A 22274-nucleotide genomic window follows, 5' to 3' on the forward strand; every position below is an offset into this window, starting at 1 on the left:
GTGTTGGCACCAGAAATCGCAATTTGATTACTTAGAGTAAACATTGACATTAACAACAGTAATTGATAATATAATTTTATTATATAATTGCTTAAATAAATTGACATAATTTGTAGTAAACCTTGTGACCGACTGTTTGGGTTTAGCCTGAACAGCAGGGAGTTGTATATGTTATTAAAGATAATATATACAAAGAGCAGAGTAGGATTTTGCGCGTTGTAGTGCCTTCTGAACGGGGAGTTGTCGGAGGGACGAAAAGCCCATTGGCTTGCGGTGCAAAGTTCGCATCCCGCAGCTACATGAAATAGAGATATGGTTTTACTATGCCTCCTATTATGTAGATTGCTGCATAATAGGAGGTGTTTTTATGTAACAAAGTAGGGGAGCATATTTACTCAACCATATTCCTAAATATATGAATAGAGAGGAATGAATAAATTGAGAAAATCTTCTTTACATTTACGCCGTATCACTGTATCAGCGATATTCTTAAGTCTTTCACTTATTATAAAAAGTTCATTTACATTTTATGTACCTATGTTCGGCCAAAACGGAATGAGTATAGGTGTCTCTGGTATTTTCTCCATGATGCCCGGCATTTTATTTGGGCCTATTTTTGGAGCTGCTGTATCAGGCCTTCAGGATATTTTGGGCTTTATTCTAAAGCCTGCGGGCTCCTTTCTCCCATTTATGACTTTAATTGTTGCCTTGGGAGGTTTTATAAGAGGGGCCATATGGATGCTGCTTCGCAATAAAAGCAGTATGAAAATGAGAATTGCAGTGGCCGCCATTTCCGTAGCAATGCTTGTATCCGGTGTTTTAAATTATATATATTTATCTGCTGACGGCGTCAATGCCTCATTTTATGATAATGTCAAAATAGAAGATGTAAATATCGAGGGAATGCACGCCATAAGCAAACTTCTTATTCAGAGGACAATAAATACAAGTAACCCGGGCAAAAATCTGGAAACGTATATTTTTCCGGTTACAGCGGGCCTGGTAGGAAGCGCCTTATTTGGCTTAATCCTTTTAGCAGCGGATCTTATTATATCAAGGCTATTCTTAAAGGACGCGCAAAAAGGGCAAACTATGCAGATGCTCATTGCCTTGCTTGTATCCGGACTGATAGTTACTACTCTTAATACCATTTTGCTGCGTGAAACCATTTATACGTCCTGGAAAGCTTTACCCTTTGCAGCAGTTTGGATACCTCGTGCCATAGAAGAAATCCTAGGCAATACCCTGAAAGCTTATTTTATGGCGGTACTTCTTGGAATATTCAATGAGCAGAGAAATTTAAAAGAATTGATGATTTAAGTATAATAAAACAGGGGCTTCAAAATTTTGAAGCCCCTGAATTAAAATTCCTACATATGATAATCACCGGCTGCTTCAGGCTGGTATAAAATCTTTTTAATATGGATTTTTGCGGTGCCTGATGGAACCTCCCATTCAATGACATCACCTTCACCATATCCAAGTATTGCAGTGCCGATGGGAGAAAAAACAGACATCTTATTTGTATCCAAATCGGCATCTTTGGGGTATACCAATGAAACCTCTATATCTTCATCATCGATATGAAGCAAGGCTTGTGAGTTCATGGTGATAATATCTTTAGAAATTTGCTTTGAATTGACTATGACTGCTTTATGGATTTCATTCTCAAGATGCCGAATAGACTTTTCCATAGCTTTGCCGCTAAAAAGCTCTTCATTAATTATTTTTATTAATCTTTCTTTGTCGATTTCTGTGATATAAATACTTGCAGACATGGCAGTTCCTCCTTTAACAGACGCTAGATATCTTTCCATAGTTATTGCGAAGATTTTAAGAAGAGGAGTTTCATAATCAATAATAAAACCTGCATTGATGAAGGCTCGAATAGACCTCTTGTTTTCCTTATGGATCTTCGCTATGACTTTTTGCGCCCTAAAATCAAAAAATGCAATTTTTATACTCTCGCGGATAGTAGCAGTTCCTAATTTTTTGCCCCAGTTATTCTGATCGCCTATCACAATGACAATTTCAAAATCATTGCTCTTTTTAACAAGGCGAACGAAACCAATGGGTATGTTTTGCTTGGTATAAGCCATATAAAATCTGCCCTTTTGATTAAACAGGTGAGTCAGTATAGGAAGGTTTGCTCTGTTAAGTACTTGTTCGATATTTTTAGAAACATCATGTGAATCACTTAAGTATCTTTTGACTTCCAGATTCTCCAACCATTTCATTAAGTTTAGTGCATTATCTCTGGTTATTTCCGAACATAAAAAAATAAAAGGCTCTTTCATTTTTTACTCCATCCTGTCGTAAGAAATAAAAGCCTTTCATAGATTAAATTTTACTATGACGGTTCTTTTATATGATTATTATATATTAAAGGCTCATGGAAATCAAGCTTGCGGTCATTTCCAAATTGTTTTAAAAGGATAAATTCATTTGCAATTTACCCTTTTAAATACTGGACAAAGCTATAGGAAAAATGTTATTATTTATAAAATAAAAGAGGCCTTTAATCTTTAATTTAGTCCGGAGAGGCTAAGAAGGGAGGATTATAAATGTATAAAATATGCAGCATACAGCATCTTTAATAATGTATGCTTTTTTTGCGTATTTTATATATTAGGATTGTATGAAAAGGATGGTGCAAGATGTTTATCGACAGGCTGATTGACGGCGTTTTAAAAGTCAATAATCCGGTAGTAGTGGGCTTAGATACCAGAATAGAGCATGTACCTGAAGGTTTACGAAGCGGAGTAAATGATGCTCAGGATATTTTTAAATATAACAGGGAAATTCTAGATGCAGTAAAGGGACTGGTTACTGCAATCAAAATACAGTCAGCATGCTATGAGGCTCTGGGCGTTGAAGGAGTTTCGGTATATAAGCAAACCATAGACTATGCAAGGGATATGGGGCTTTTGGTAATCGGTGATGTTAAAAGAGGCGATATCGGCTCTACCGCTGAAGAATATGGGAAAGCACACTTTAGCGCCTTCGGATGTGATGCCATTACAGTTAACCCATATATGGGAATGGATACAATAGAGCCTTTTATAAAATGCTGTCTTGATCTTGATAAAGGGCTGTTTGTGCTCATAAAGACATCAAATCCGGGCTCCAATGATTTTCAAAATCTTGATGTAGGCGGAAAAAAGCTATATGAGGTTGTGGCTCAAAAAGTATTCGAAGAGTCGGAAAAATACAAGGGAGAAAAAGGCTATAGCTTTATAGGCGGAGTTTTAGGTGCCACATATCCTGATGAACTTCAAAATGCAAGGGAGATATTAAAATCCTCCTTCCTTTTAATTCCCGGCTACGGTGCCCAGGGAGGCAAGGCAGAGGATATAGCATTAGGCTTTACAAAAGGAATAGGGGCATTGATCAATGCATCAAGGTCTGTACTTACAAGCCATAAAAATGAAGAATACAGAAGAATTTACGGTGACGATTATGCTTCGTGTATAAAGCATGAGGTAACAAGGATGCGGGATGAATTATTAAGCCATATAAAAGCATAAAGGAGTGGGTAGTTTTGAAAGAAGAAAGAGTGCTTGAAATATTAAGGGAAGCAGGAGTTTTATTGGAAGGTCATTTTAAGCTTACCAGCGGAAAACACAGTCCGAGATACCTGCAGTGCGCCAAGGCTTATCAGTGGCCAAAGCACGGTGAGGAATTATCAGAGGCTCTGGCAGAAAAATTCAAGGATATGAAAATCGATATGGTTATAGGCCCGGCAATAGGCGGAATACTCATAGCTTATGAAGTGGGAAAGGCATTGGAAGTTAAAGCTATATTTGCCGAAAGGGAGAACGGGGTAATGTCCCTAAGAAGAGGCTTTGATATAGCGCCAAACAGCAATGTACTTGTAGTTGAAGATGTTGTAACAACAGGCGGTTCTGTAAAGGAAGTAATTGAAATAGTAAAAAACTATGGCGCCAATGTGATAGGTGTTGCAAGCCTGGTTGACAGAAGCGGCGGCAAAGTAGATTTCGGTGTGGAATATAAAAGCCTTATATCCTTTGATATACCCACATATGAGGAATATGAGTGCCCCATGTGTAAAGACGGTAGTCCCTGTATAAAACCCGGAAGCAGAAAAATGGCGTAGAAATTTTACTGTGTAATTTATACAGGCACTTCTCCTAAAGGAAGAACCTAAAAATGAGAGTGCCTGTTTTTTTATTGCTTAGGAAATTTCTCTAAGCAATAAAAAAAGGGGAGTGCAGAGGATATACCCCTCGACGATTTAAGGAGGGTGCGGAAGTGGCGAAGCCACTTTTTTATTGTAATTTATGCCAGTTCTACAGTATAATTATGGATATATCTTTATGGGTGGTGTAAGAAATGAAAAAAATTATGTTTTTTACGGCCATTTTTGTACAAGCTATGCTTATTGCATCCTGTCAAAGAAGTGTGGTTGTTCACAATACTGCTGTACCTAAAACAGCACAGCTTCAGCCAAGGTCGGATATAGGTATTATACCTGACGAAGCTGTGCAGGATATATATAATCAGGATATATATCATAAGGAGATACTTGAAAAAGCCAAAAAGGAAGTACCTCATACAATGCCTTCAGTTAAAGAAAGGGTATCTGAAAATACATATTATAAAGGCAGAGCAGTAGTTTTAACTTATCATCATATAAGCAATAAGCCGGTAAGCAGCATAACCATAAAACCCGAAAGATTTGAGAAAGACCTTATAATGCTCAATGAGAATTTCAATGTCATATCCTTTGAAGAAATGATAAAGTCTATGAAGGGGGAGTACGAGCTTCCCGACAATGCGGTTGTAATAACCTTTGATGATGGTTATGAAAGCTTTTATAAATACGCTTATCCGCTTCTGAAAAAATATAATACGCCGGCTATTAATTTCATAGTTACTTCCTGGACGGAAAGCTATGAAGCTAATGGAAGGGATTTGAATTTATTAAGTCCGGAACAAATAAAGGAAATGTATGAGAGCGGTCTTGTAGATATAGGGTCCCATACTCATAATGGCCATGAATACATAATAAAAAATGAAAAGGAGCAGTTGGGAGGGGTGCTGGCATATCAAATTTTTGACAAAGCCACCGGCACCTTTGAGAGTCAGGAAACCTATGAAAAAAGAGTAATTGATGACCTTAAAAAGTCAATGGAAGTCATAAAGGAATATACGGGAGATACAACTAAAGTGCTGTGCTTTCCCTTTGGTCACTATAACTCAAGGCTGCTAAAATTAAGCCGTGAGGCCGGGTTCGAGTATTTTGTGACTACTATTTACGGAAACAACAAGGAAAATTCCAATAAAACTTTGATCTGGAGAATAAGGTCCGGTGATGCAAAGCTGACGCCTGAAAAGCTGAAGGAAAGCATTATAAACTGCGGAACTGGAAAGCCTTTATCTTAGAAGGTATTGATGAGCTTACGTTAAATTTCAGTTAAAAATTCTACATTTAATTTCACATTCCTCCAAACTTTGCTATTTTTAATAGTTCTTTTGAAGGAATTTTTCTTTTTATATAGAAATCTTATTTATCGTGAAAAATGTAGGGAATTGTAAGTTATATTAGAACATATATTAAGAGGGTGATGATTTGAAAAGGCTTGACGATAGCGGTGCAGTACAAAAATCACCGGATAAAAACGGTGAGGCAGAAATAAGAGGCGGCAACATAATTATAACAGATCCTGAAGGAAGCGGCAGAGAAGCTGTATTATCCTGGGGGAACGGTATAACTGTATTTTTAGATGAAAGGGAAGCCAGGCAGGGTATAAATGTCAATGGCTCTTCAAAAATTTCGTTTAAAATTGATACTGTAGATCCTCAGCGCACTCTTGATATCACCATCAGCACTGATAAGTTAAAGGCTTTTGCTAAAGTTTCATACACCGACGGACAAAGGTTTAAGTTAAAGGACAAGGCACCAACAGATAAATTGACCATAGAAATTGTTCCGGATGAAAAAATTGAATGCCCTAAGTATACTCTGGATGAAGCAAAGCAGGCTTTAGTGAAGAGCGGCGTTATACACGGCATAAACCAGGAAAGTCTGGTCCAGTTAATAGAAAGGCCGGGAAAGGATCCCATAGAAGTCGCGACCGGCAAAAAACCAGTAGATGAGACAGATGACAATATAGTTTTAAAATTTGATGATACAAGAAAATTTACGGAGGTAAATGACAGAGTTGATTATTACAGTATAGGAAAAGTGACTGCGGTGGAGCCGGGGGACCTTTTAGCCGAGCTCATTGCCGGAATAAAGGGAGAGATTGGAGTCGACGTAACAGGAAAAGAAATCCCCTTTAAGAAAGCAAAAAGATTAATTCTGAAAGCTGGAAAAGGAGTTCACCTCTCAAGAGATGGTCTGCAGGCCTTTGCAGATATTGCAGGAAGACCGGAGCTTAAAAAGGATACTGTAAATGTTCATAAAATATACGAAGTGGAAAAAGATGTGGATTTATCTACAGGAAATATAGAGTTTATCGGCGATGTGGTAGTTAACGGCAATATTAATGAAGGTATGAAGGTTAAAGCAGGCAGCAGCGTCATAGTTCATGGAAATGTTACCGGAGGAGAAATTGTAGCCGGCGGTGATGTTACAATTATGAAAAACGCCATAAGCAGTAAAATCATAGCCGGCTCAGTGGATTACTTTAAGCATAACTTAATTGATATTTTATCGGATATATCAAAGGTATTGATGTCTATCTTTTCTGCCGCTTCCGCACTCAAGGTAACGGGAAAAGTGCCGAAAATATATAAAGACGGACAGATAATAAAACTGTTAATCGACACAAAATATAACAATTTAAACGGACAAATAACCACACTGAGAAATATTCTTCAGGAAAACAGAGAAAACCTGGATATGGATACATTGAGGATGGGTGCTCTTCTTGTAAAATTCTTTTCAGGTAACGGTCCTGTTTTATTGGAAAGCTTATCGGATTTAAAGACTCATGCCGAACAAATCGATAATATGATAGAAACGTTTAAAGATGAGCTTAAAAATCCGTCAAACATTACTGTAATGTATATCCAGAATTCAGAGCTTTCAACAACGGGTAACATCGTTATAAAAGGAAAGGGATGCCACACATCGGACCTCAATTGCAGGGGGGATGTATTGATAGAGGTAAAAGGAAGTGTTACAAGAGGAGGAAATATAGCTGCAGGCGGTAATATCAAAGTATATGAATTAGGTTCCGCAAGCGGTGCCATTACAACGGTGAGTACCGGCAAGGATTCTACCATAACTTGTGCAATAGCCCATGCAAACAGCGTAATAAAGGTAGGGGAACAGGCTATGAGACTGGATTCTTCAGTAAAAAACGTGAAGGCTTTCTTGTATAAGGGAGAGCTAATTGTTGAAAAATCAAAAATATAATTCAGGAGGTGTAAGAATGTCTACTGCAGGGATAGATGACAGGAAGGTTGTAGTATTCAAAATAGGAAATGAGGAATACGCAACTAACATTGGACAGGTTGAGCGAATATTGGAATTCCAGAAAATTACCAAGATACCCGATGCTCCTGATTACTTAAAAGGTGTGACGAATTGTTTAGGAAGGATTGTACCGGTTATAGATCTTAAAAAGAGGTTTGGTCTTTCAGATACCAATGTATCCGAAGGCTCCAAAATAATAATTGCAAAACAGGATCAAGGAGATATAGGACTTATAGTTGATACCGTTTCAGAGGTTATTGATATATCCGATGAAATGATGACTCCTCCTCCTGAAATAATTGTAGGAATAGTTAAAAAGTACATAAAGGGTCTCATTAATATGGACACAAGGATAATAATAAACCTTAACCTGGGGAGAATATTAAGCTTTGGTGAACGCGAAGCTATAGAGGAAATGATTAATTGAAGTAACACAAACTAGCTGGAGGAAATATGGGAATAGAAGAGATAAGGGTAGGTATCGGAGAATACAAGTCTTCGCCAGTACCCTCTAAAATCGTCACAATCGGCCTGGGTTCTTGTGTGGGGATAGCGCTGTATGACAGCAATAAAAAAATCGGAGGACTTGCCCATATTATGCTGCCTGACAGTACGCAGTTTCAAAATAATAATAAACCGGGTAAATTTGCAAACCTTGCAATACCTCTGCTCTTAAAAGAAATGGAATCCCTGGGTGCCAACCCAAGATATATAACCGGAAAAATAGGAGGCGGTGCCAGCATGTTTAACTTCTCAGAAAAAGGCCTCGTTATGGATATAGGAAACAGAAACGTAAAAGCAGTAATAGAAGCCATGAAAAGGCTGTCCATCCCCATAAAGGGGCAGGATACCGGCGGTAGCCATGGAAGGACAATGATACTTGATGTGGAGACAGGAAAAACATATATAAGGGCGGTAGGACAGGAAGTCAAAGAAATTTAACAGGGAGAAGTGCATAAAATGAGTAAGATTAGAGTTCTTGTTGTAGATGATTCTGCATTTATGCGAAAGATAATATCCGATATGCTTTCTTCCGATAAAGACATAGAAGTTGTAGACACTGCAAGAGACGGAGTTTGGGCATTGGAGAAGCTTAAAACAACAAAAGTGGATGTTGTAACTATGGATGTTGAGATGCCCAGAATGAACGGCCTTGAAGCCTTAAAAGAAATTACCGGATTATATAAAATACCTGTAATTATGCTTTCAAGCCTGACAAGCAATGGCGCCGACACCACATTTAAAGCGCTGGAATTCGGTGCCATGGATTTTGTGTTAAAGCCATCCTTCTCCATCGGAATGAATTTAGATGAGCTTAAAATTGAACTTATTTCCAAAATAAAAATGTGCTGCAAGACAACAAAAAAAACAGCCCCTGAAAAAATCGAAGCGGTATCTCAAAACAGTCAGACTTCGATGAAGGGAAATGAAATAAAAGGGGTGTGCATTGCCGCATCAACGGGAGGGCCTAAAGCCCTGTCAACCGTGATGAAGATGTTCCCTCAAAATTTCAAGCTTCCCATACTTATTGTGCAGCACATGCCGGCGGGCTTTACAAAAGCATTCGCAAAAAGGCTGGACGACAACTGCCCTGTTTCCATAAAGGAAGCACAAGCAGGGGAAAGAATAGAAAAGGGTAAGGCATACATTGCGCCCGGAGGATATCATATGGTTGTTGAAAAGGATATGACAATATCCTTAAATGAGGAACCTGCTATGCATGGGGTAAGGCCTTGCGCGGACAAGCTTTTTATATCGGCAGCAGAAAATATTGGGGGAAAGTTAATAGGCATAGTGCTGACAGGCATGGGAAAGGACGGTACTTTAGGTTTAAAGGCAATAAAGGATAAAGGCGGCATATGTATAGCTGAGCATCAAAGCACCTGCACCATATACGGTATGCCCAAAAACGCCATTGAAAAAGGTGTGGTGCATATAATAGCTCCTGTTCATGATGTGGTGGGAGAAGTATTGAAGATAACGCGCACAGGCAATTAAAATCACATTTGATTAGAATCATGCACAAATAGAGGTGTAAGTATGGATATGGACTTAAAAAGTCTTGAAAGTTGGATATTTAAAGAGCTTCATATAGATTTGTCGGCATACAAGTCCAATCAGATGAATCGCAGGCTGACCAATTTTATAACCAGGAGCGGAACAACCTCCGTAAATGAATACATAAAGCTCATGGATAAAAATCCCGAGCTTAAACAAAAACTTAAGGACTTTATAACAATAAATGTATCTGAGTTCTTCAGAAACAAGGAGTTGTTTGCCGAATTTGAAAAAAAGGTCAGGGAAGTATTTTTAAAGGATAATAAAAAGCTGAAAATATGGAGTGCTGCCTGCTCCAACGGAGCAGAGCCTTATTCCGTGGCAATGATATTGGATAGGCTGACTCCGAATGTCAGGCATACAATAATAGCTACGGATATTGATGCTACAATATTGGAGACGGCAAAAAAGGGGGAATACAACCCCAATGACATAAAAAACGTTGACAGCAATGCCTTAAGTAAATATTTCACTAAAATAGGCGATAAATATGCTATAAGCCCTGATATAAAAAGCAGGGTGCAGTTTAAAAAGCATGACCTGATAAGAGATCCTTACGAAAAAGGATTTGATATAATATTGTGCCGAAATGTTGTGATTTATTTTACGGCAGAAATTAAGGACAAACTATACAGACAGTTCAGCGAATCTTTAAACCCTGGTGGAATATTGTTTGTTGGTGCAACAGAAAGCATTTACAACTATAGCCAATTTGGTTTTGATAAAGCATCAACGTTTATATATCAGAAGAAAGGTTAATGGAGGTGGATGTTTTGGACACATCGCAATATTTAACACTATTCCTGGAAGAGTCCGCAGAAAATATAGAAAACTTAAATCAGTCCATGCTGGAGTTGGAAAAAGAACCTCAAAATATTGAGATAGTCAATGAAATTTTCAGATATGCCCATACATTAAAAGGAATGTCGGCTACAATGGGTTTTGGCAATATATCTGAATTGACTCACACCATGGAAAATGTTCTGGATAAGTTAAGAAACGGAAGCCTTAAGGTATCCACCGAGCTTATAACCATACTTTTCAAATGCATAGACCACCTGGAAAAGATGGTGGACGGCATACGTTCAGGCGGAAGTGACAGCCTTGATTATTCAGACATAAAGAAGAAGCTTTTGAATATTTTAGACCAGAAGCCCCAGGAGTCTGAGGTTTCAAAGCCCAAGGAAATAGAACTTAATATTTATGATAAAAATGTATTGAAAGAAGCTAAAGACAGGCTTTACAGCGCTTACAATATAAGCGTCATAATAAGAGAGACCTGCCAGATGAAATCTGTCAGAGCTTATATGGTATTTAACAATCTTTCGCAGCACGGCGAAATAGTTAAAAGCGATCCTACTGCAGAACAGATTGAGAAGGATGAGATTGGAGATATAGTATCTCTGATTTATCTTACTCAACGGGAGGAAAGCTTCGTAAAGGAACTTATAGAAAGCATATCGGAAATTGAAGAAGTACTGATTGAACAGATTGACTTTAACAGCATCGAGCAAAGCGTTAAGGCTGAGGTGGTTTCAAGTGCTGCAACTCAAATAATTCAGGATAATAAATCCGAGGCTCCTTCAAATGAAAATGCCGCAGCTGCGCCTAAAAAGCTGGGCCAGTCCGTAAGAGTGGACTTAGACAGATTGGACAAGTTCATGAACCTTGTAGGAGAGCTTGTAATTCATAGGACCAGATTGGAACAGATAAGTTCTTCCAACCATGTTACTGAGCTTAATGAAACATTGGAGCAGGTGGGAAGAATAACATCAGACCTTCAGGATTTGGTTATGAAGGTAAGGATGATACCATTAGAGAGGATATTCAGCAGATACCCGAGAATGGTGAGGGACTTATCAACAGAGCTTAATAAGGAAATCAATTTTGTTATAAAAGGTCAGGAAACAGAGCTGGACAGGACAGTTGTGGATGAGTTGGGCGAAACTATGATACATATGCTCAGAAACTCCATAGACCATGGCATTGAAAGCCGTGAGGAGAGAATTGCAGCCGGAAAGAATCCCATAGGCAACCTTACCATAACGGCTTATCAGGAAGGTAACAAAGGCGTAATAAAGGTAGAGGATGACGGCAGAGGCTTGAATTTGGAAAAAATAAAGGCCAAGGCTGCATCAAAAGGCATAAATGTTGACGGTATGAGCGACACGGATGTAAAGAATCTCATATTTATGGAAGGCTTAAGCACCAGTGAAAAAGTAACTGATGTATCCGGAAGGGGAGTTGGGATGGATGTTGTAAAGACAAAGGTTGCATCCATAGGCGGCTCCATTGAAGTAAAAACTGAAAGCGGCAAAGGTACAAGTTTTATCGTAAATATACCCCTTACTTTGTCTATCATACAAGCTCTTTTGGTCAAGGTAGGAAGTGAGTCCTTCGCTATATCATTAGGCTTCATTGACACTGTAATTACTGTAGAAAAATCTGATATAAGCTATACCAACGGTAAGGAGGTTGTTGTTTATCGAAACGAGATAATTCCTATTATAAGGATTGCCGATAAATTAATGCTGGATGCAGAAAGTGCTGACGACGGCTTCCTTGTTATAGTAAAAGCAGGCGACAAGCAAGTAGGGTTAATGGTTGACTCCCTAATCGGGCAGCAGGAAATTGTAATCAAGCCTTTGGGCAAGAGTATGAAGAATCTTAAGGAATATGTGGGGGCCACAATATTAGGAGACGGCCATGTAACACTTATACTTGATGTTGTCTCAATTGTTTAGGAAAGGTGAATTCTGATGAATTATAAAGATCTGACTGAACTGCAGCTGGATGCCTTAAGAGAAATTGGGAACATTGGAGCAGGCAACGCTGCGACAGCCCTCTCTCAGATGATACAAAAGAGAATAGACATGTCTGTACCCCAGGTGGATATACTTACTATTGAGGATATTGTATCTAAAATAGGCAGTGAAGAAGAAATGGTAATAGCGGTGGTCTTAAGAGTATTAGGAGATGCACCGGGCAATGTGATGTTTCTTTTGACAATGGAAAGCGGTTACAGGTTACTGGAGCTCTTAATCGGAGGAAAGGTTGAAGGTGAACTAAATGAGTACCAGCTCTCCGCCTTTCAGGAAATAGGAAATATTTTGACGGGAGCTTATTTAAACTCTTTAGTAAAGCTGACAGGGCTTACGATGATATCATCAGTCCCCGCAGTATCCAATGATATGCTGTATCCCTTGATGACTACGGCATTTATTGAGTCAGGGCAATATGATGAATATATACTGTCCATAGATGCTAAATTTTTGGAAGGAGATAAGCATATAGACGGTCACTTCTTTTATATACCCAGACCGGGTTCATTGGAAAAGCTTATGGAAAGATTAGGCCTTATGTAGACAAGCCTAAAAGGCTTGCTTTAAATATAAAATTTAAAATAATCTTTTAAACATAAAATTTGGAGGTGCAAATAATGCCAGGAAAAGTACTTATAGTTGATGACGCAGCATTTATGAGGATGATGATAAAAGATATACTTTCTAACAACGGTTATGAAGTAATAGGTGAAGGAAACAACGGCATAAAAGCTATAGAATTATATAAAAAGGAAAGGCCGGATGTAGTAACAATGGATATCACAATGCCTGACATGGATGGCATAACTGCCGTTAAAGAGATTAGGAAGATTGACCCTACTGCAAAAATAGTAATGTGCAGCGCGTTAGGCCAGCAGTCCATGGTTATGGATGCCATACAGGCAGGAGCCAAAGACTTTATAGTAAAGCCCTTTCAGCCTGACAGGGTATTAGAAGCAATAAAGAAGGTATTAGGATGATTCCTGAAAGGAGAAGGCTATGCAAATTGTAGTTTTTCAGTTAGGCGAAGAAAAATATGCAATAGAGACTTCCAAGGTACAGGGCATTGAAAAAATGGCCAATATTACCAAGGTACCAAGGGCTCATCAATCTATAAAAGGACTTATAAACTTAAGAGGAAGTATTATTTCGGTTATAGATCCCTATGAAATCCTCGGCATATCGGCCAAAGAAAGGCTGAGCGAAAATATAATAATAATCGATATAGAAAGTGAAATACTAGGTATAATAGTCGATAAAGTAGCTGAAGTTGTGGAAATTGAAAATCATCACATAAAAAACGTATCAATTTCCAAAGGCAGCGAGGATTTATATATAAAAGGAACGATAAATATGGGGGATCATCTTGTAACTTTAATCAACATTGAAGCGTTGCTAAACATCGAGGTATAAGTTTAAATTAAAGAGGTACAGCCCATGAGTGAAATTCTGTCTCAAAGTGAAATAGATGCGCTGCTGTCTGCCATTTCAACGGGTGAATTGTTACCCGAGCAAGACAACGACGCAAATAAAGACAAGCAGCAGATAAAAAAATATGATTTCAAATCACCAAAAAAGTTCTCAAAGGAGCATATAAGGACTCTGGAGATGGTATACGATAACTATGCCAGGATACTGGCAGGTTATTTATCAGCTCAGGTCAGGACCAGTGTGGAGATGAAGGTGGCAATAGTTGAACAGATAACTTACGAGGAATTTATAAAATCCGTAAGCTCCCCTACCATACTTACCATATACAAAATGCCTCCTATGGTAGGATCACTGCCCTTTGAAACAAATCCCCAGTTTGTATTTCAGATAATCGATATACTTTTCGGAGGCCAGGGAAATACCGTATTTAAAAGCAGGGAGTTCACGGAAATTGAGAAAAATGTAATCCGGAGCCTGAATGAAAAGCTTATTGAAAACCTTAAGCTGGCATGGGAAGGGGTAATGAGTGTTGAACCTGAGGTTCTGGAGATAGAAACCAATCCCGCTTTGAACCAAACCATGGCACCTAACGAACCTGTTGCCATAATAACTTTAAGCGTTAAGATTAACAATATACAATCCTATATGAATCTATGTATACCTTATTTAGCAATAGAAAAGATTATGGATAAGCTGATAGTCAGATATAAATTTAATATGGATGAAAATGTTGATAAAGAAGCTGTCAGGCATCAAATTGAAAAAAAGATGCAGAACGTACCATTAAACCTGATAACGGTTCTTGGGAAAACTCAAATTCCCGTAAAAAGCTTCCTGGATCTCCAGGTGGGAGATGTAATACAATTGGAAAGGACCGTAGGCAGCTGTATAGACACCTTTGTAGAAAACAGGATGCATTATAAGGTGCTGCCCGGCACATTTAACAAACGTAAGGCAGTTCAGGTTGTGGAAATAATTGATAAGGATGTGGAAGAGTATGAGTAATGATTTTTTATCCCAGGAAGAGATAGATGCATTGTTGAGCGGAGCGGCTGAAAGTGCTGTCCCTGAAGAAGAGGACCTGGACGCTGCCGATAAAGACTTACTTGGAGAAATAGGCAATATATGCATGGGTTCTGCTTCAACAACCCTTTCGATATTGATTAACCAGGCGGTAAGTATAACTACGCCCAAGGTTTCATTGACAACTCTTCGAAAAATGAAAGAATCCTTTCAGGTGCCTAACATTGCCATAGAAGTTAAATTCTCATCAGGCTTAGGCGGCGCGAACCTTTTGGTACTTAAAGTTCCCGATGCCGCAGTAATCGCTGACTTAATGATGGGAGGAAGCGGTGTATACGCAGGAGGAGAATTAAGCGAGATACACATGAGTGCGGTATCCGAGGCCATGAATCAGATGATAGGTTCGGCGGCCACTTCCATGGCAACCATGTTCAGCCGTGAAGTAAATATAACTCCTCCCAACGCAATATTATGGGATGATAATGCCCAGAAATTAAGCAATACCATGAGCGAAGATGAAAAGATAATCCAGGTAGCCTTCAGGCTGACTGTCGGTAATTTAATCGACAGTGAAATAATGCAGATACTGCCTGTAGAAACAGGAAGAAGCATAATAGAAGCTATGACGGCAACTTACAAAGAAGATTCTAAAGAGCCCCAGTCACAGCCTGTTGTGGAGCAGGTGGTGGATACAAAGGTGAGTACCGAGGAAGAGGTTCCGGTGCACAAAGCGCAGTTTATGCCCTTTGAAGCGCCAAAAGGACAGGCTATGCCTAAAAACATAGATCTCATATTGGATGTTCCTATTGAAGTTTCCGTAATACTGGGAAGGACAAGAAAAACAATAAAGGAAATACTGGAACTTAATACCGGCTCTCTTATAGAGCTTGACAAGCTGGTGGAAGAACCGGTGGAAATACTGATTAACGGTAAAAAGGTAGCCGAGGGTGAAGTTGTTGTAGTTAATGAAAACTTTGGTATAAGAATCACTAATATCATAAGCAACGTTGAGAGGGTTAAAAATCTTCGGAATTAATAAGGCATGGAAGCATGTCTTTTTTTCTTTGCCGTAAATTCTGCCGATGTTTTAATTGAGTCTTTTAACTAAAGTTTAAATCATTAATACCGAAATAATAAATGAAAAAAGTTACTAACCATTAATAGGCGGTGGTATTATGAAGATTACGAGCAATAACAGAATTGAAGCCCTTAAAGCATATAACAGCAATAAAATTAAATCGGGCATGGAAAAAAGTGCAGGCAAAAGATCTGACAGCATAGAAATTTCTCTTGCAGGCCATGAGATTGCAAAATACATATCAGCAGCAAGGGAAATCCCAGATGTAAGGCTGGAGAAGGTAAATGAAATAAAGGCAAAAATACAAAAAGGAACATATAATGTATCTGCCGAAGACTTAGCTTTAAAGATGCTTAATGCCATGAAAGAAGGTATGTGATATGGAGCTTATTAACCTTTTAGAAGAAGAAAAAAAGTGTCTTAAAGACATGCTCGATATATTAAATGAAGAAAAAGCCGCCGTCATAAGCGATGACATGCAAAGGCTTCAGGGTGCGGCAAAGAAAAAAGAAGAGCTTAAATTAAAGATAGATGATCTGGAAATCACCCGGATCCAAAAATGCGGCGATAAAACATTGTCAGAAATTATATCTCTCCATGAAGGCAGCGAAAAGGCTGAACTGGAAACATTGGCGGCGGATTTTAAGGATATAGTCAAAAATATACAAAAGATAAATGATATGAACAGGAGACTTATAAATCAATCATTGAATTTTGTTAAAGCGGCCATAAGCACGGCAGCACCGTCCGGTACTAGCGTATACGGCCAGAATGGAAGCATAAATAAGAAATCAACCTCAAGTGCAATGCTTGATAGAAATATATAACAGGCCTTTAATAAGTGCACAAAGGAGAAAACAGGGAGGTTTTTAAATGTCAGGATTATTCGGTACATTAGGATTGTTGAAAAAGACGGTTAATACAAAGCAGGCGGCCATAACTACGACTACACATAATATAGCAAATGCGGACACCGAAGGGTATACAAGGCAAAGAGTGGACATGGCCACATCAAGAGCTCTGGATCTTTACACCATGTCAGGTAAGCATTATTTAGGCACAGGTGTGGATATAAGAGGGGTATCAAGAATAAGGGACATGTATCTGGATGTTCAGATAAGGGACGAGAATGCCAATTTGGGGAAATATGAAGCCAGGGATGAGTTCATGACGCAGATTGAAGCCATAACCATGGAACCATCCACCGAAACCGACGGTATATCAAGTACTTCCGAGCTGCTGACTGAAATGTGGAATTCATGGCAGGACCTTGTCAACAATCCCCATAACCTGAATTCCAAGACTTACGTCGTTGAAAGCTCTCTTTCCCTTACAAACGAAATGAATCATATTTATAGCCAGTTGACAAAACTGCAGACAGTAAGCAAAACGTTAGCTTCACAGAAGATAGATACGTTCAATTCGAATTTAAAGCAGATTGACGATTTGACAAAGCAAATTGTGCGGGCCGAATTGACGGGAGGCTCTCCTAATGACCTTCTGGATAAAAGGGATTTGCTGTTGGATGAGTTGTCAAAAATGATGGACATAACCGTTACATATGGACAATATGGTAAAATCACCATATCTACCGGAGAACAGGCGGATAATCATAATTTTGTTATTTATAGTGAAGCAAGGTTTGCGACTTTGGAGTATTATGAGGCAGATGATCACCTTGACTGGCATTACGAAGAGGATACTGACGGTGACGGTGTTAAGGAATCGCTTATCCATTGCATGGAGCATACACAAAAAGGCGGCACCATAGCCGGGTATTATGCGGTGGGAAATGAAATCGATAATTATAAGGACAGACTGGATGCCATGGCAAGGTCAATAGCGGCGTCGGTGAACCTTATACATAACGTAGGCCTTGACGCTTCAGGAAATTATGTATATTACCAGCCGGGGGACCCGGAATACCTGCCGGTGTTTACCAACGGAAGCACTGACCCTGCAGATTGGGTGGAGGATAATATTACGGCGGGAAATATAACAATAAATCAGGATTTGCTTACTAATGCAGAAAAACTGAGGGCAGGCATGCAATTAGGACCAAGCTACGGCGAGCCCTTCACTGATACTGCGGATACCAGGAGAGCTCTGGCCTTGGCCCAGTTAAGGGATGTGAAGCTGGATATCGAAAATATACTCACTAATGTGCCCCCGGGTACGGTAAGGGACTATATAAATTATGAACTGGACGGGAGCGGAAACCTGATAAATTTCGGGAATCTTGTAAGCTCGGATACCGCAAGCAACAAAGTTACTGTAAGCGGATTCTATGAAGACCTTATATTGAAAATAGGATCTTATGCCGAAGAATCCAAAAATATGACAGCCGGCGAGAACGAGCTTGTAAGTCAGCTGATGGCAAGAAGGGATTCCATATCCGGAGTTTCCACCGATGAAGAAACGGTAAATTTAATTCAGTTCCAGCATTCGCTGAATGCGGCATTTAACGCTATATCCGTTGTGGATAAGCTTCTTGAAACCGTAATAAATCTGGTAAGATAGGAGGTTTTATAATGAGAGTTACCAATAGCTATAAAGTAAGGACTTATTTAAAAAGCCTGAATCAAAATATGGAATATTTAAGCAAGCTTCAGGAGCAGCAGTCGTCTGGGCAAAAGCTCCTCAGGCCTTCGGATGACCCCTTTGGAGTTTCCAGAACCTTAAATATTAGTGATTCCATAACCAGGAACAAGCAGTATGGGGAAAATATAGATGAAGCAATAAACTGGATAAACACATCGGACGAGGCGCTGGATAAAGTAAGCGAATATTTAAAAAGGATATACTCGCAGATCAATGCGGCAGCCAACGGAACAAATTCGGAAACGGAAATGTTTGCATACAAAGCCGAAATACAAGAATGTATAGAAGGTATCGGAGATATGCTCAATGCCAACTACAATGGAAGCTATATTTTTGCGGGGTACAAGACCACCGAAAAGCCCATTGCAGTTGAAAAAAACAGCACCGGAGTAACAGGAAAGCTTTTAAACACCGGAGATCAAAACCTTCTATGCAAGGAAATATCCCCCGGGGTTACCGTAAGCATAAACACAACAGCCTATGATATTTTGCTGACGGCTAACGATTTGGATGAGGCAGATCCCTCTTATGACCCTACTACGGATACTGCCGAGAGCTTGAGCAAAACATTTGAAAAATTGATGGAGGCCATGACGGATCCGGCAAAGAAAGAAAATCTTTCATCGGACAGCCCGGAGTTTTCATTTTTGGATAAGATAACCGCAGCAAGGGACAATATAGCCAGATTGAGAGCACAGATAGGGGCAAAGCAGAACAGGATGGATGCGGCCTCCGCTAAAAACGCAGTAGAAAACGAGAATATGACGGAAGTTTTGGCCAAAACCGCGGATATTGATATTGCCGAGATGTCCATGCTGGTTAGTGTCGCACTGGCCACACACGAATATGCTTTAATGGTTGGTTCTCAAATATTGCAGCAAAGTCTTTTAAGTTTTCTTAAATAGAAGGTGAAATAAATGGTCATTGATTCTAAATTTTTCGGGCAAATTGAAGCTGCCGACGAAGATATCATATATTTTGAGGAAGGCCTCCTTGGCCTTGAGGATGTAAAAAAATTTATATTGGTTGATATCGAGGGAGAAAGCTCTTTTAAATGCCTGCAGTCGGCAGACAGTCAGGAAATTGCCTTTATAGTTATAAGCCCCTGGGAGGTAGAGGAAGGGTATCAGGTTGATATTGATGATGAAGAGCTTATAACCCTTCAGGATAATGACTTATCCGATATCTTTATCTATTCTATAGTTACTTTATCGCAGGATAAAATGACAGCTAATTTAATAGGGCCTATTATTTTAAATACAAAGACCAAAAGAGGCAAACAGATCGTTTTGAATAATTCAAAATATACTACAAAGCATATAATCAAATACTTTGCAAAGAAGGAATAACGTATGCTGGTTGTAACGAGAAAACAAAATCAAAGCCTTATTATAAACGGCAATATTGAAATCATAATAATAGAAGCCAGGGACGGCAGCGTCAAAATAGGAGTCGAGGCTCCAAGAGACGTTAAAATATATAGAAAAGAAATATTCGAGGAAATCAGAGACGAAAATAAGAGCGCTCTTAATACCAGAGAGCTTGATATAAAAGAATTAATCAAAAAAGAGGATTAGTTATCCTTATTAAAGGCGGTGGAAATTATGAGTTTTACAACAAAAGCCAGCGATATGATAAGGCTTACGGGATTGGCCACGGGCCTTGATGTGGACAGCCTTGTACAGCAGATGATGAAAGCTGAAAATATAAAGATGGACAAACTAAAGCAGCAACAGCAACTGACGCTGTGGAAGCAGGAAGCATACCGCAGCATAATGGATGACATCAATGAATTAAAGAGCACCTATTTTGACGTACTAAAATCCGACACCTACGCCCTGTCATCAACCGGCTATTCGCTTCTTAAAATAACTTCCGATTCGCCCAACGTGGCAACAGCTACAGGCGGCGCCGGCGCCCAGGCGGGCACCTATTCCCTCACAAATATAGTAGTGGCCACAAAGGCCTCATACAAAAGCGATAAGCTTATAAACGTGAGAGAAGCGGACAATTCTTTTGCATCTCTTAAAATAGAAGCGGGTGTCAATGATTCCATAACCATTAAATTAAACGACAAAACATATGATATAAAGCTGGAGGCAGGGGAATACGGCACCTTTGACGGTACGGGAACAGAGAGCACCGACTTATTAAAACAGATACAATACCAGATGCAGCAAAAAGGTATAAGCGATACCGAAATAACCGTAAGCTCCGACGGCTCAAGAATTAATTTCGTCGCAGCTAGTGGCAATGATCTGGAAGTTACGGGAAATACGGTTACCGGAAACAGTATGATTTTTAATACTGCAATAAACAGCAGCAATAATAAGCTTACCATAACTATCGGAAGTGACAGTTATATTGTGACAATAGATCCGGGAACATATTCCTCTAATGAACTTTTTACGGCAATTAATAATGCAATGGTGGCGGCAGAATCAAGTGGCGGAGGAACAGAAGATATTTCAAGTAAAATTCAGGCAGGGTTGTCACCGGATGGCACCAGAATTCAACTTTATGATTCCAGCAATTCCGGCAGCCCCAGCTACATAAATGTAAGCGGTGCAGCTCTTTATGCCATGGGCTATTCAAGCATGAGTATCGACGTGGATATGGGCACCTCCACAAAGATGTCAAGCCTTGTAACTGGTGAGGTATCCTTTGAAATAAACGGCAAGGAAATATCTTATGACTTTAGCGGAGCCGATAAAGACCGCTCCGTTGCCGATATAATGAGGGACATATCATCAACTGCAGAGGTGGACGTAAAATACAACGAGCTGACCAAAAAGTTTGAAATGTATTCTTTGACCACCGGTGCGTCACAAAAATTTGACCCTTCAACTACCATAGATACGGAAGGCAGCTTTTTATCCAGCCTTTTTGGTACCGCCACAATAGTAAACGGCACCAACGCAGAAGTTACCATAAAGGAACCGGGAGGGAATGAGGTTTCGGTCATAAGATCCAGCAACAATTTTACCATTAACGGAATTACCTACAGTCTTCTTAGCGGAACTACCTCCAATAAGAGTTCGGCAACCCTTACTATGACTACAGATGTGGACGGGGCTTACAATAAAATTAAATCCTTTATAGACAAGTATAATGAAGTAATAGAAAATATACAGACAAAGCTTAACGAAAAGAAGGATTCCGAGTATACGCCCTTAACCGACGAACAGAAATCGGCTATGACCGAAGAACAGATAGAGAAGTGGGAGGCGAAGGCAAAGGAAGGACTTCTTCGTAACGATTCCAGTCTTGAAAACATGCTGTATAATTTAAGAAGCGCATTTTACGATACCGTAAAAGGGGCGGGTGTTTATTTAACCGATCTGGGCATATCTACAAGCAGTAATTACAGCGAAGGCGGAAAGATAATTATAACCGAGAGCAAATTAAAAAGCGCCCTTGAAACTAAGGGAGTACAGGTAATAAATTTTTTTGCTCAAAACAGCAATATAAGCTATGACCCCGACCACAGAACCGACAAGGACAGGTACAGCCAGGTAGGAATATTCCAGCGTGTAAATGATATATTGAAGGATTATACCAGGACTACCAGAAGCTCCAGCGGGCAAAAGGGTATACTGGTGGAAATTGCCGGCATGAAAGGTGACGGCTCGGAGCTCAGCAATGATTTATATGACCAGCTTGTAGGACAAAACAGAAAGATAACGGAATTGAGCAAAAAACTATATGCGAAAGAAACAAGCTATTACAACAAGTTTTCAAAGCTTGAAGCTGCAATGCAGAAGTTAAACAGCCAGTCTAACTGGTTGTACTCCATGCTAGGAGGAAATTAATA

The 22274-nt window shown here is 39.4% G+C and carries 23 protein-coding genes and 1 riboswitch; of the genes, 22 read left to right on the forward strand and 1 reads right to left on the reverse strand.

The genetic code is table 11. From position 1 onward, the window contains the following. Nucleotides 1-195: 195 nt before the first annotated feature. Nucleotides 196-297, forward strand: a riboswitch (THF riboswitch). Between the two features lie 132 nt (nucleotides 298-429). Further along, nucleotides 430-1320 carry an ECF transporter S component gene (locus OXPF_RS08565; RefSeq protein ID WP_242854364.1) on the forward strand — a complete coding sequence of 297 codons (891 nt, stop codon included), beginning with the start codon at nucleotides 430-432 and terminating at the stop codon, nucleotides 1318-1320. A 50-nt stretch (nucleotides 1321-1370) separates the two neighbouring features. Here OXPF_RS08565 and OXPF_RS08570 read toward each other — a convergent pair whose 3' ends face one another. Beyond that, the gene (locus OXPF_RS08570) at nucleotides 1371-2297 is read right to left on the reverse strand and encodes a bifunctional GNAT family N-acetyltransferase/nucleoside diphosphate kinase regulator (protein ID WP_054874786.1); all 927 of its coding nucleotides are present in this window, start codon (nucleotides 2295-2297) and stop codon (nucleotides 1371-1373) included. Between the two features lie 360 nt (nucleotides 2298-2657). On the opposite strand from OXPF_RS08570, the gene pyrF reads away from it, so the two are divergent. The 21 genes from pyrF (at nucleotide 2658) to fliD (ending at nucleotide 22272) form a co-directional block, all read left to right on the forward strand. Then, entirely contained in the window at nucleotides 2658-3527 is an 870-nt protein-coding gene (pyrF, locus tag OXPF_RS08575) for an orotidine-5'-phosphate decarboxylase (protein ID WP_054874787.1), read from the forward strand. Nucleotides 3528-3541: 14 nt separating this feature from the next. After that, a complete protein-coding gene (gene pyrE / locus OXPF_RS08580) occupies nucleotides 3542-4117 on the forward strand; it encodes an orotate phosphoribosyltransferase (protein ID WP_054874788.1) in 576 nt (191 codons plus the stop codon). A 236-nt stretch (nucleotides 4118-4353) separates the two neighbouring features. Next, nucleotides 4354-5406, forward strand: a complete 1053-nt coding sequence (locus OXPF_RS08585) for a polysaccharide deacetylase family protein (RefSeq protein ID WP_054874789.1) — start codon at nucleotides 4354-4356, stop codon at nucleotides 5404-5406. A 187-nt stretch (nucleotides 5407-5593) separates the two neighbouring features. Beyond that, complete coding sequence (locus OXPF_RS08590) at nucleotides 5594-7387, forward strand: FapA family protein (RefSeq protein WP_054874790.1); 1794 nt, start codon at nucleotides 5594-5596, stop codon at nucleotides 7385-7387. A gap of 16 nt (nucleotides 7388-7403) precedes the next feature. Continuing rightward, on the forward strand, nucleotides 7404-7874 hold the full coding sequence (locus OXPF_RS08595; RefSeq protein WP_054874963.1) for a chemotaxis protein CheW: 471 nt from the start codon (nucleotides 7404-7406) through the stop codon (nucleotides 7872-7874). A 26-nt stretch (nucleotides 7875-7900) separates the two neighbouring features. Next, the gene (locus OXPF_RS08600) at nucleotides 7901-8389 is read left to right on the forward strand and encodes a chemotaxis protein CheD (RefSeq protein WP_054874791.1); all 489 of its coding nucleotides are present in this window, start codon (nucleotides 7901-7903) and stop codon (nucleotides 8387-8389) included. A gap of 18 nt (nucleotides 8390-8407) precedes the next feature. Then, the gene (locus OXPF_RS08605) at nucleotides 8408-9445 is read left to right on the forward strand and encodes a protein-glutamate methylesterase/protein-glutamine glutaminase (protein ID WP_054874792.1); all 1038 of its coding nucleotides are present in this window, start codon (nucleotides 8408-8410) and stop codon (nucleotides 9443-9445) included. 48 nt (nucleotides 9446-9493) lie between these two features. Continuing rightward, nucleotides 9494-10264, forward strand: a complete 771-nt coding sequence (locus OXPF_RS08610) for a CheR family methyltransferase (protein ID WP_054874964.1) — start codon at nucleotides 9494-9496, stop codon at nucleotides 10262-10264. Nucleotides 10265-10278: 14 nt separating this feature from the next. Beyond that, the gene (locus tag OXPF_RS08615; protein WP_054874965.1) at nucleotides 10279-12249 is read left to right on the forward strand and encodes a chemotaxis protein CheA; all 1971 of its coding nucleotides are present in this window, start codon (nucleotides 10279-10281) and stop codon (nucleotides 12247-12249) included. Between the two features lie 15 nt (nucleotides 12250-12264). Then, the gene (locus OXPF_RS08620) at nucleotides 12265-12870 is read left to right on the forward strand and encodes a chemotaxis protein CheC (protein WP_054874793.1); all 606 of its coding nucleotides are present in this window, start codon (nucleotides 12265-12267) and stop codon (nucleotides 12868-12870) included. Nucleotides 12871-12944: 74 nt separating this feature from the next. Beyond that, nucleotides 12945-13307, forward strand: a complete 363-nt coding sequence (locus tag OXPF_RS08625) for a response regulator (RefSeq protein WP_054874794.1) — start codon at nucleotides 12945-12947, stop codon at nucleotides 13305-13307. A gap of 19 nt (nucleotides 13308-13326) precedes the next feature. After that, on the forward strand, nucleotides 13327-13740 hold the full coding sequence (locus OXPF_RS08630; RefSeq protein WP_054874795.1) for a chemotaxis protein CheW: 414 nt from the start codon (nucleotides 13327-13329) through the stop codon (nucleotides 13738-13740). A gap of 24 nt (nucleotides 13741-13764) precedes the next feature. After that, nucleotides 13765-14763: a flagellar motor switch protein FliM gene (fliM, locus tag OXPF_RS08635; RefSeq protein WP_054874796.1), complete on the forward strand. Its 999-nt coding sequence runs from the start codon at nucleotides 13765-13767 to the stop codon at nucleotides 14761-14763. Beyond that, nucleotides 14756-15817 (forward strand): flagellar motor switch phosphatase FliY, encoded by a 1062-nt coding sequence (gene fliY / locus OXPF_RS08640; protein WP_054874797.1) that lies wholly within the window; start codon nucleotides 14756-14758, stop codon nucleotides 15815-15817. Before fliM ends, fliY begins: the two co-directional genes overlap by 8 nt. Before the next feature lie 139 nt (nucleotides 15818-15956). Continuing rightward, nucleotides 15957-16238 carry a flagellar biosynthesis anti-sigma factor FlgM gene (flgM, locus tag OXPF_RS08645; RefSeq protein WP_054874798.1) on the forward strand — a complete coding sequence of 94 codons (282 nt, stop codon included), beginning with the start codon at nucleotides 15957-15959 and terminating at the stop codon, nucleotides 16236-16238. 1 nt (nucleotide 16239) lies between these two features. Beyond that, entirely contained in the window at nucleotides 16240-16686 is a 447-nt protein-coding gene (locus OXPF_RS08650) for a flagellar protein FlgN (protein WP_054874799.1), read from the forward strand. 46 nt (nucleotides 16687-16732) lie between these two features. Next, the gene (gene flgK / locus OXPF_RS08655) at nucleotides 16733-18379 is read left to right on the forward strand and encodes a flagellar hook-associated protein FlgK (RefSeq protein ID WP_054874800.1); all 1647 of its coding nucleotides are present in this window, start codon (nucleotides 16733-16735) and stop codon (nucleotides 18377-18379) included. Between the two features lie 11 nt (nucleotides 18380-18390). Next, nucleotides 18391-19365, forward strand: a complete 975-nt coding sequence (gene flgL, locus OXPF_RS08660; RefSeq protein ID WP_054874801.1) for a flagellar hook-associated protein FlgL — start codon at nucleotides 18391-18393, stop codon at nucleotides 19363-19365. Between the two features lie 12 nt (nucleotides 19366-19377). Beyond that, entirely contained in the window at nucleotides 19378-19809 is a 432-nt protein-coding gene (gene fliW / locus OXPF_RS08665; RefSeq protein WP_054874802.1) for a flagellar assembly protein FliW, read from the forward strand. Nucleotides 19810-19812: 3 nt separating this feature from the next. Then, on the forward strand, nucleotides 19813-20037 hold the full coding sequence (csrA, locus tag OXPF_RS08670; RefSeq protein WP_054874803.1) for a carbon storage regulator CsrA: 225 nt from the start codon (nucleotides 19813-19815) through the stop codon (nucleotides 20035-20037). Between the two features lie 27 nt (nucleotides 20038-20064). Then, on the forward strand, nucleotides 20065-22272 hold the full coding sequence (gene fliD, locus OXPF_RS08675; RefSeq protein WP_054874804.1) for a flagellar filament capping protein FliD: 2208 nt from the start codon (nucleotides 20065-20067) through the stop codon (nucleotides 22270-22272). Nucleotides 22273-22274 lie beyond the last annotated feature (2 nt).

It is taken from the genome of Oxobacter pfennigii, from assembly GCF_001317355.1.
Taxonomy (GTDB): domain Bacteria; phylum Bacillota; class Clostridia; order Clostridiales; family Oxobacteraceae; genus Oxobacter; species Oxobacter pfennigii.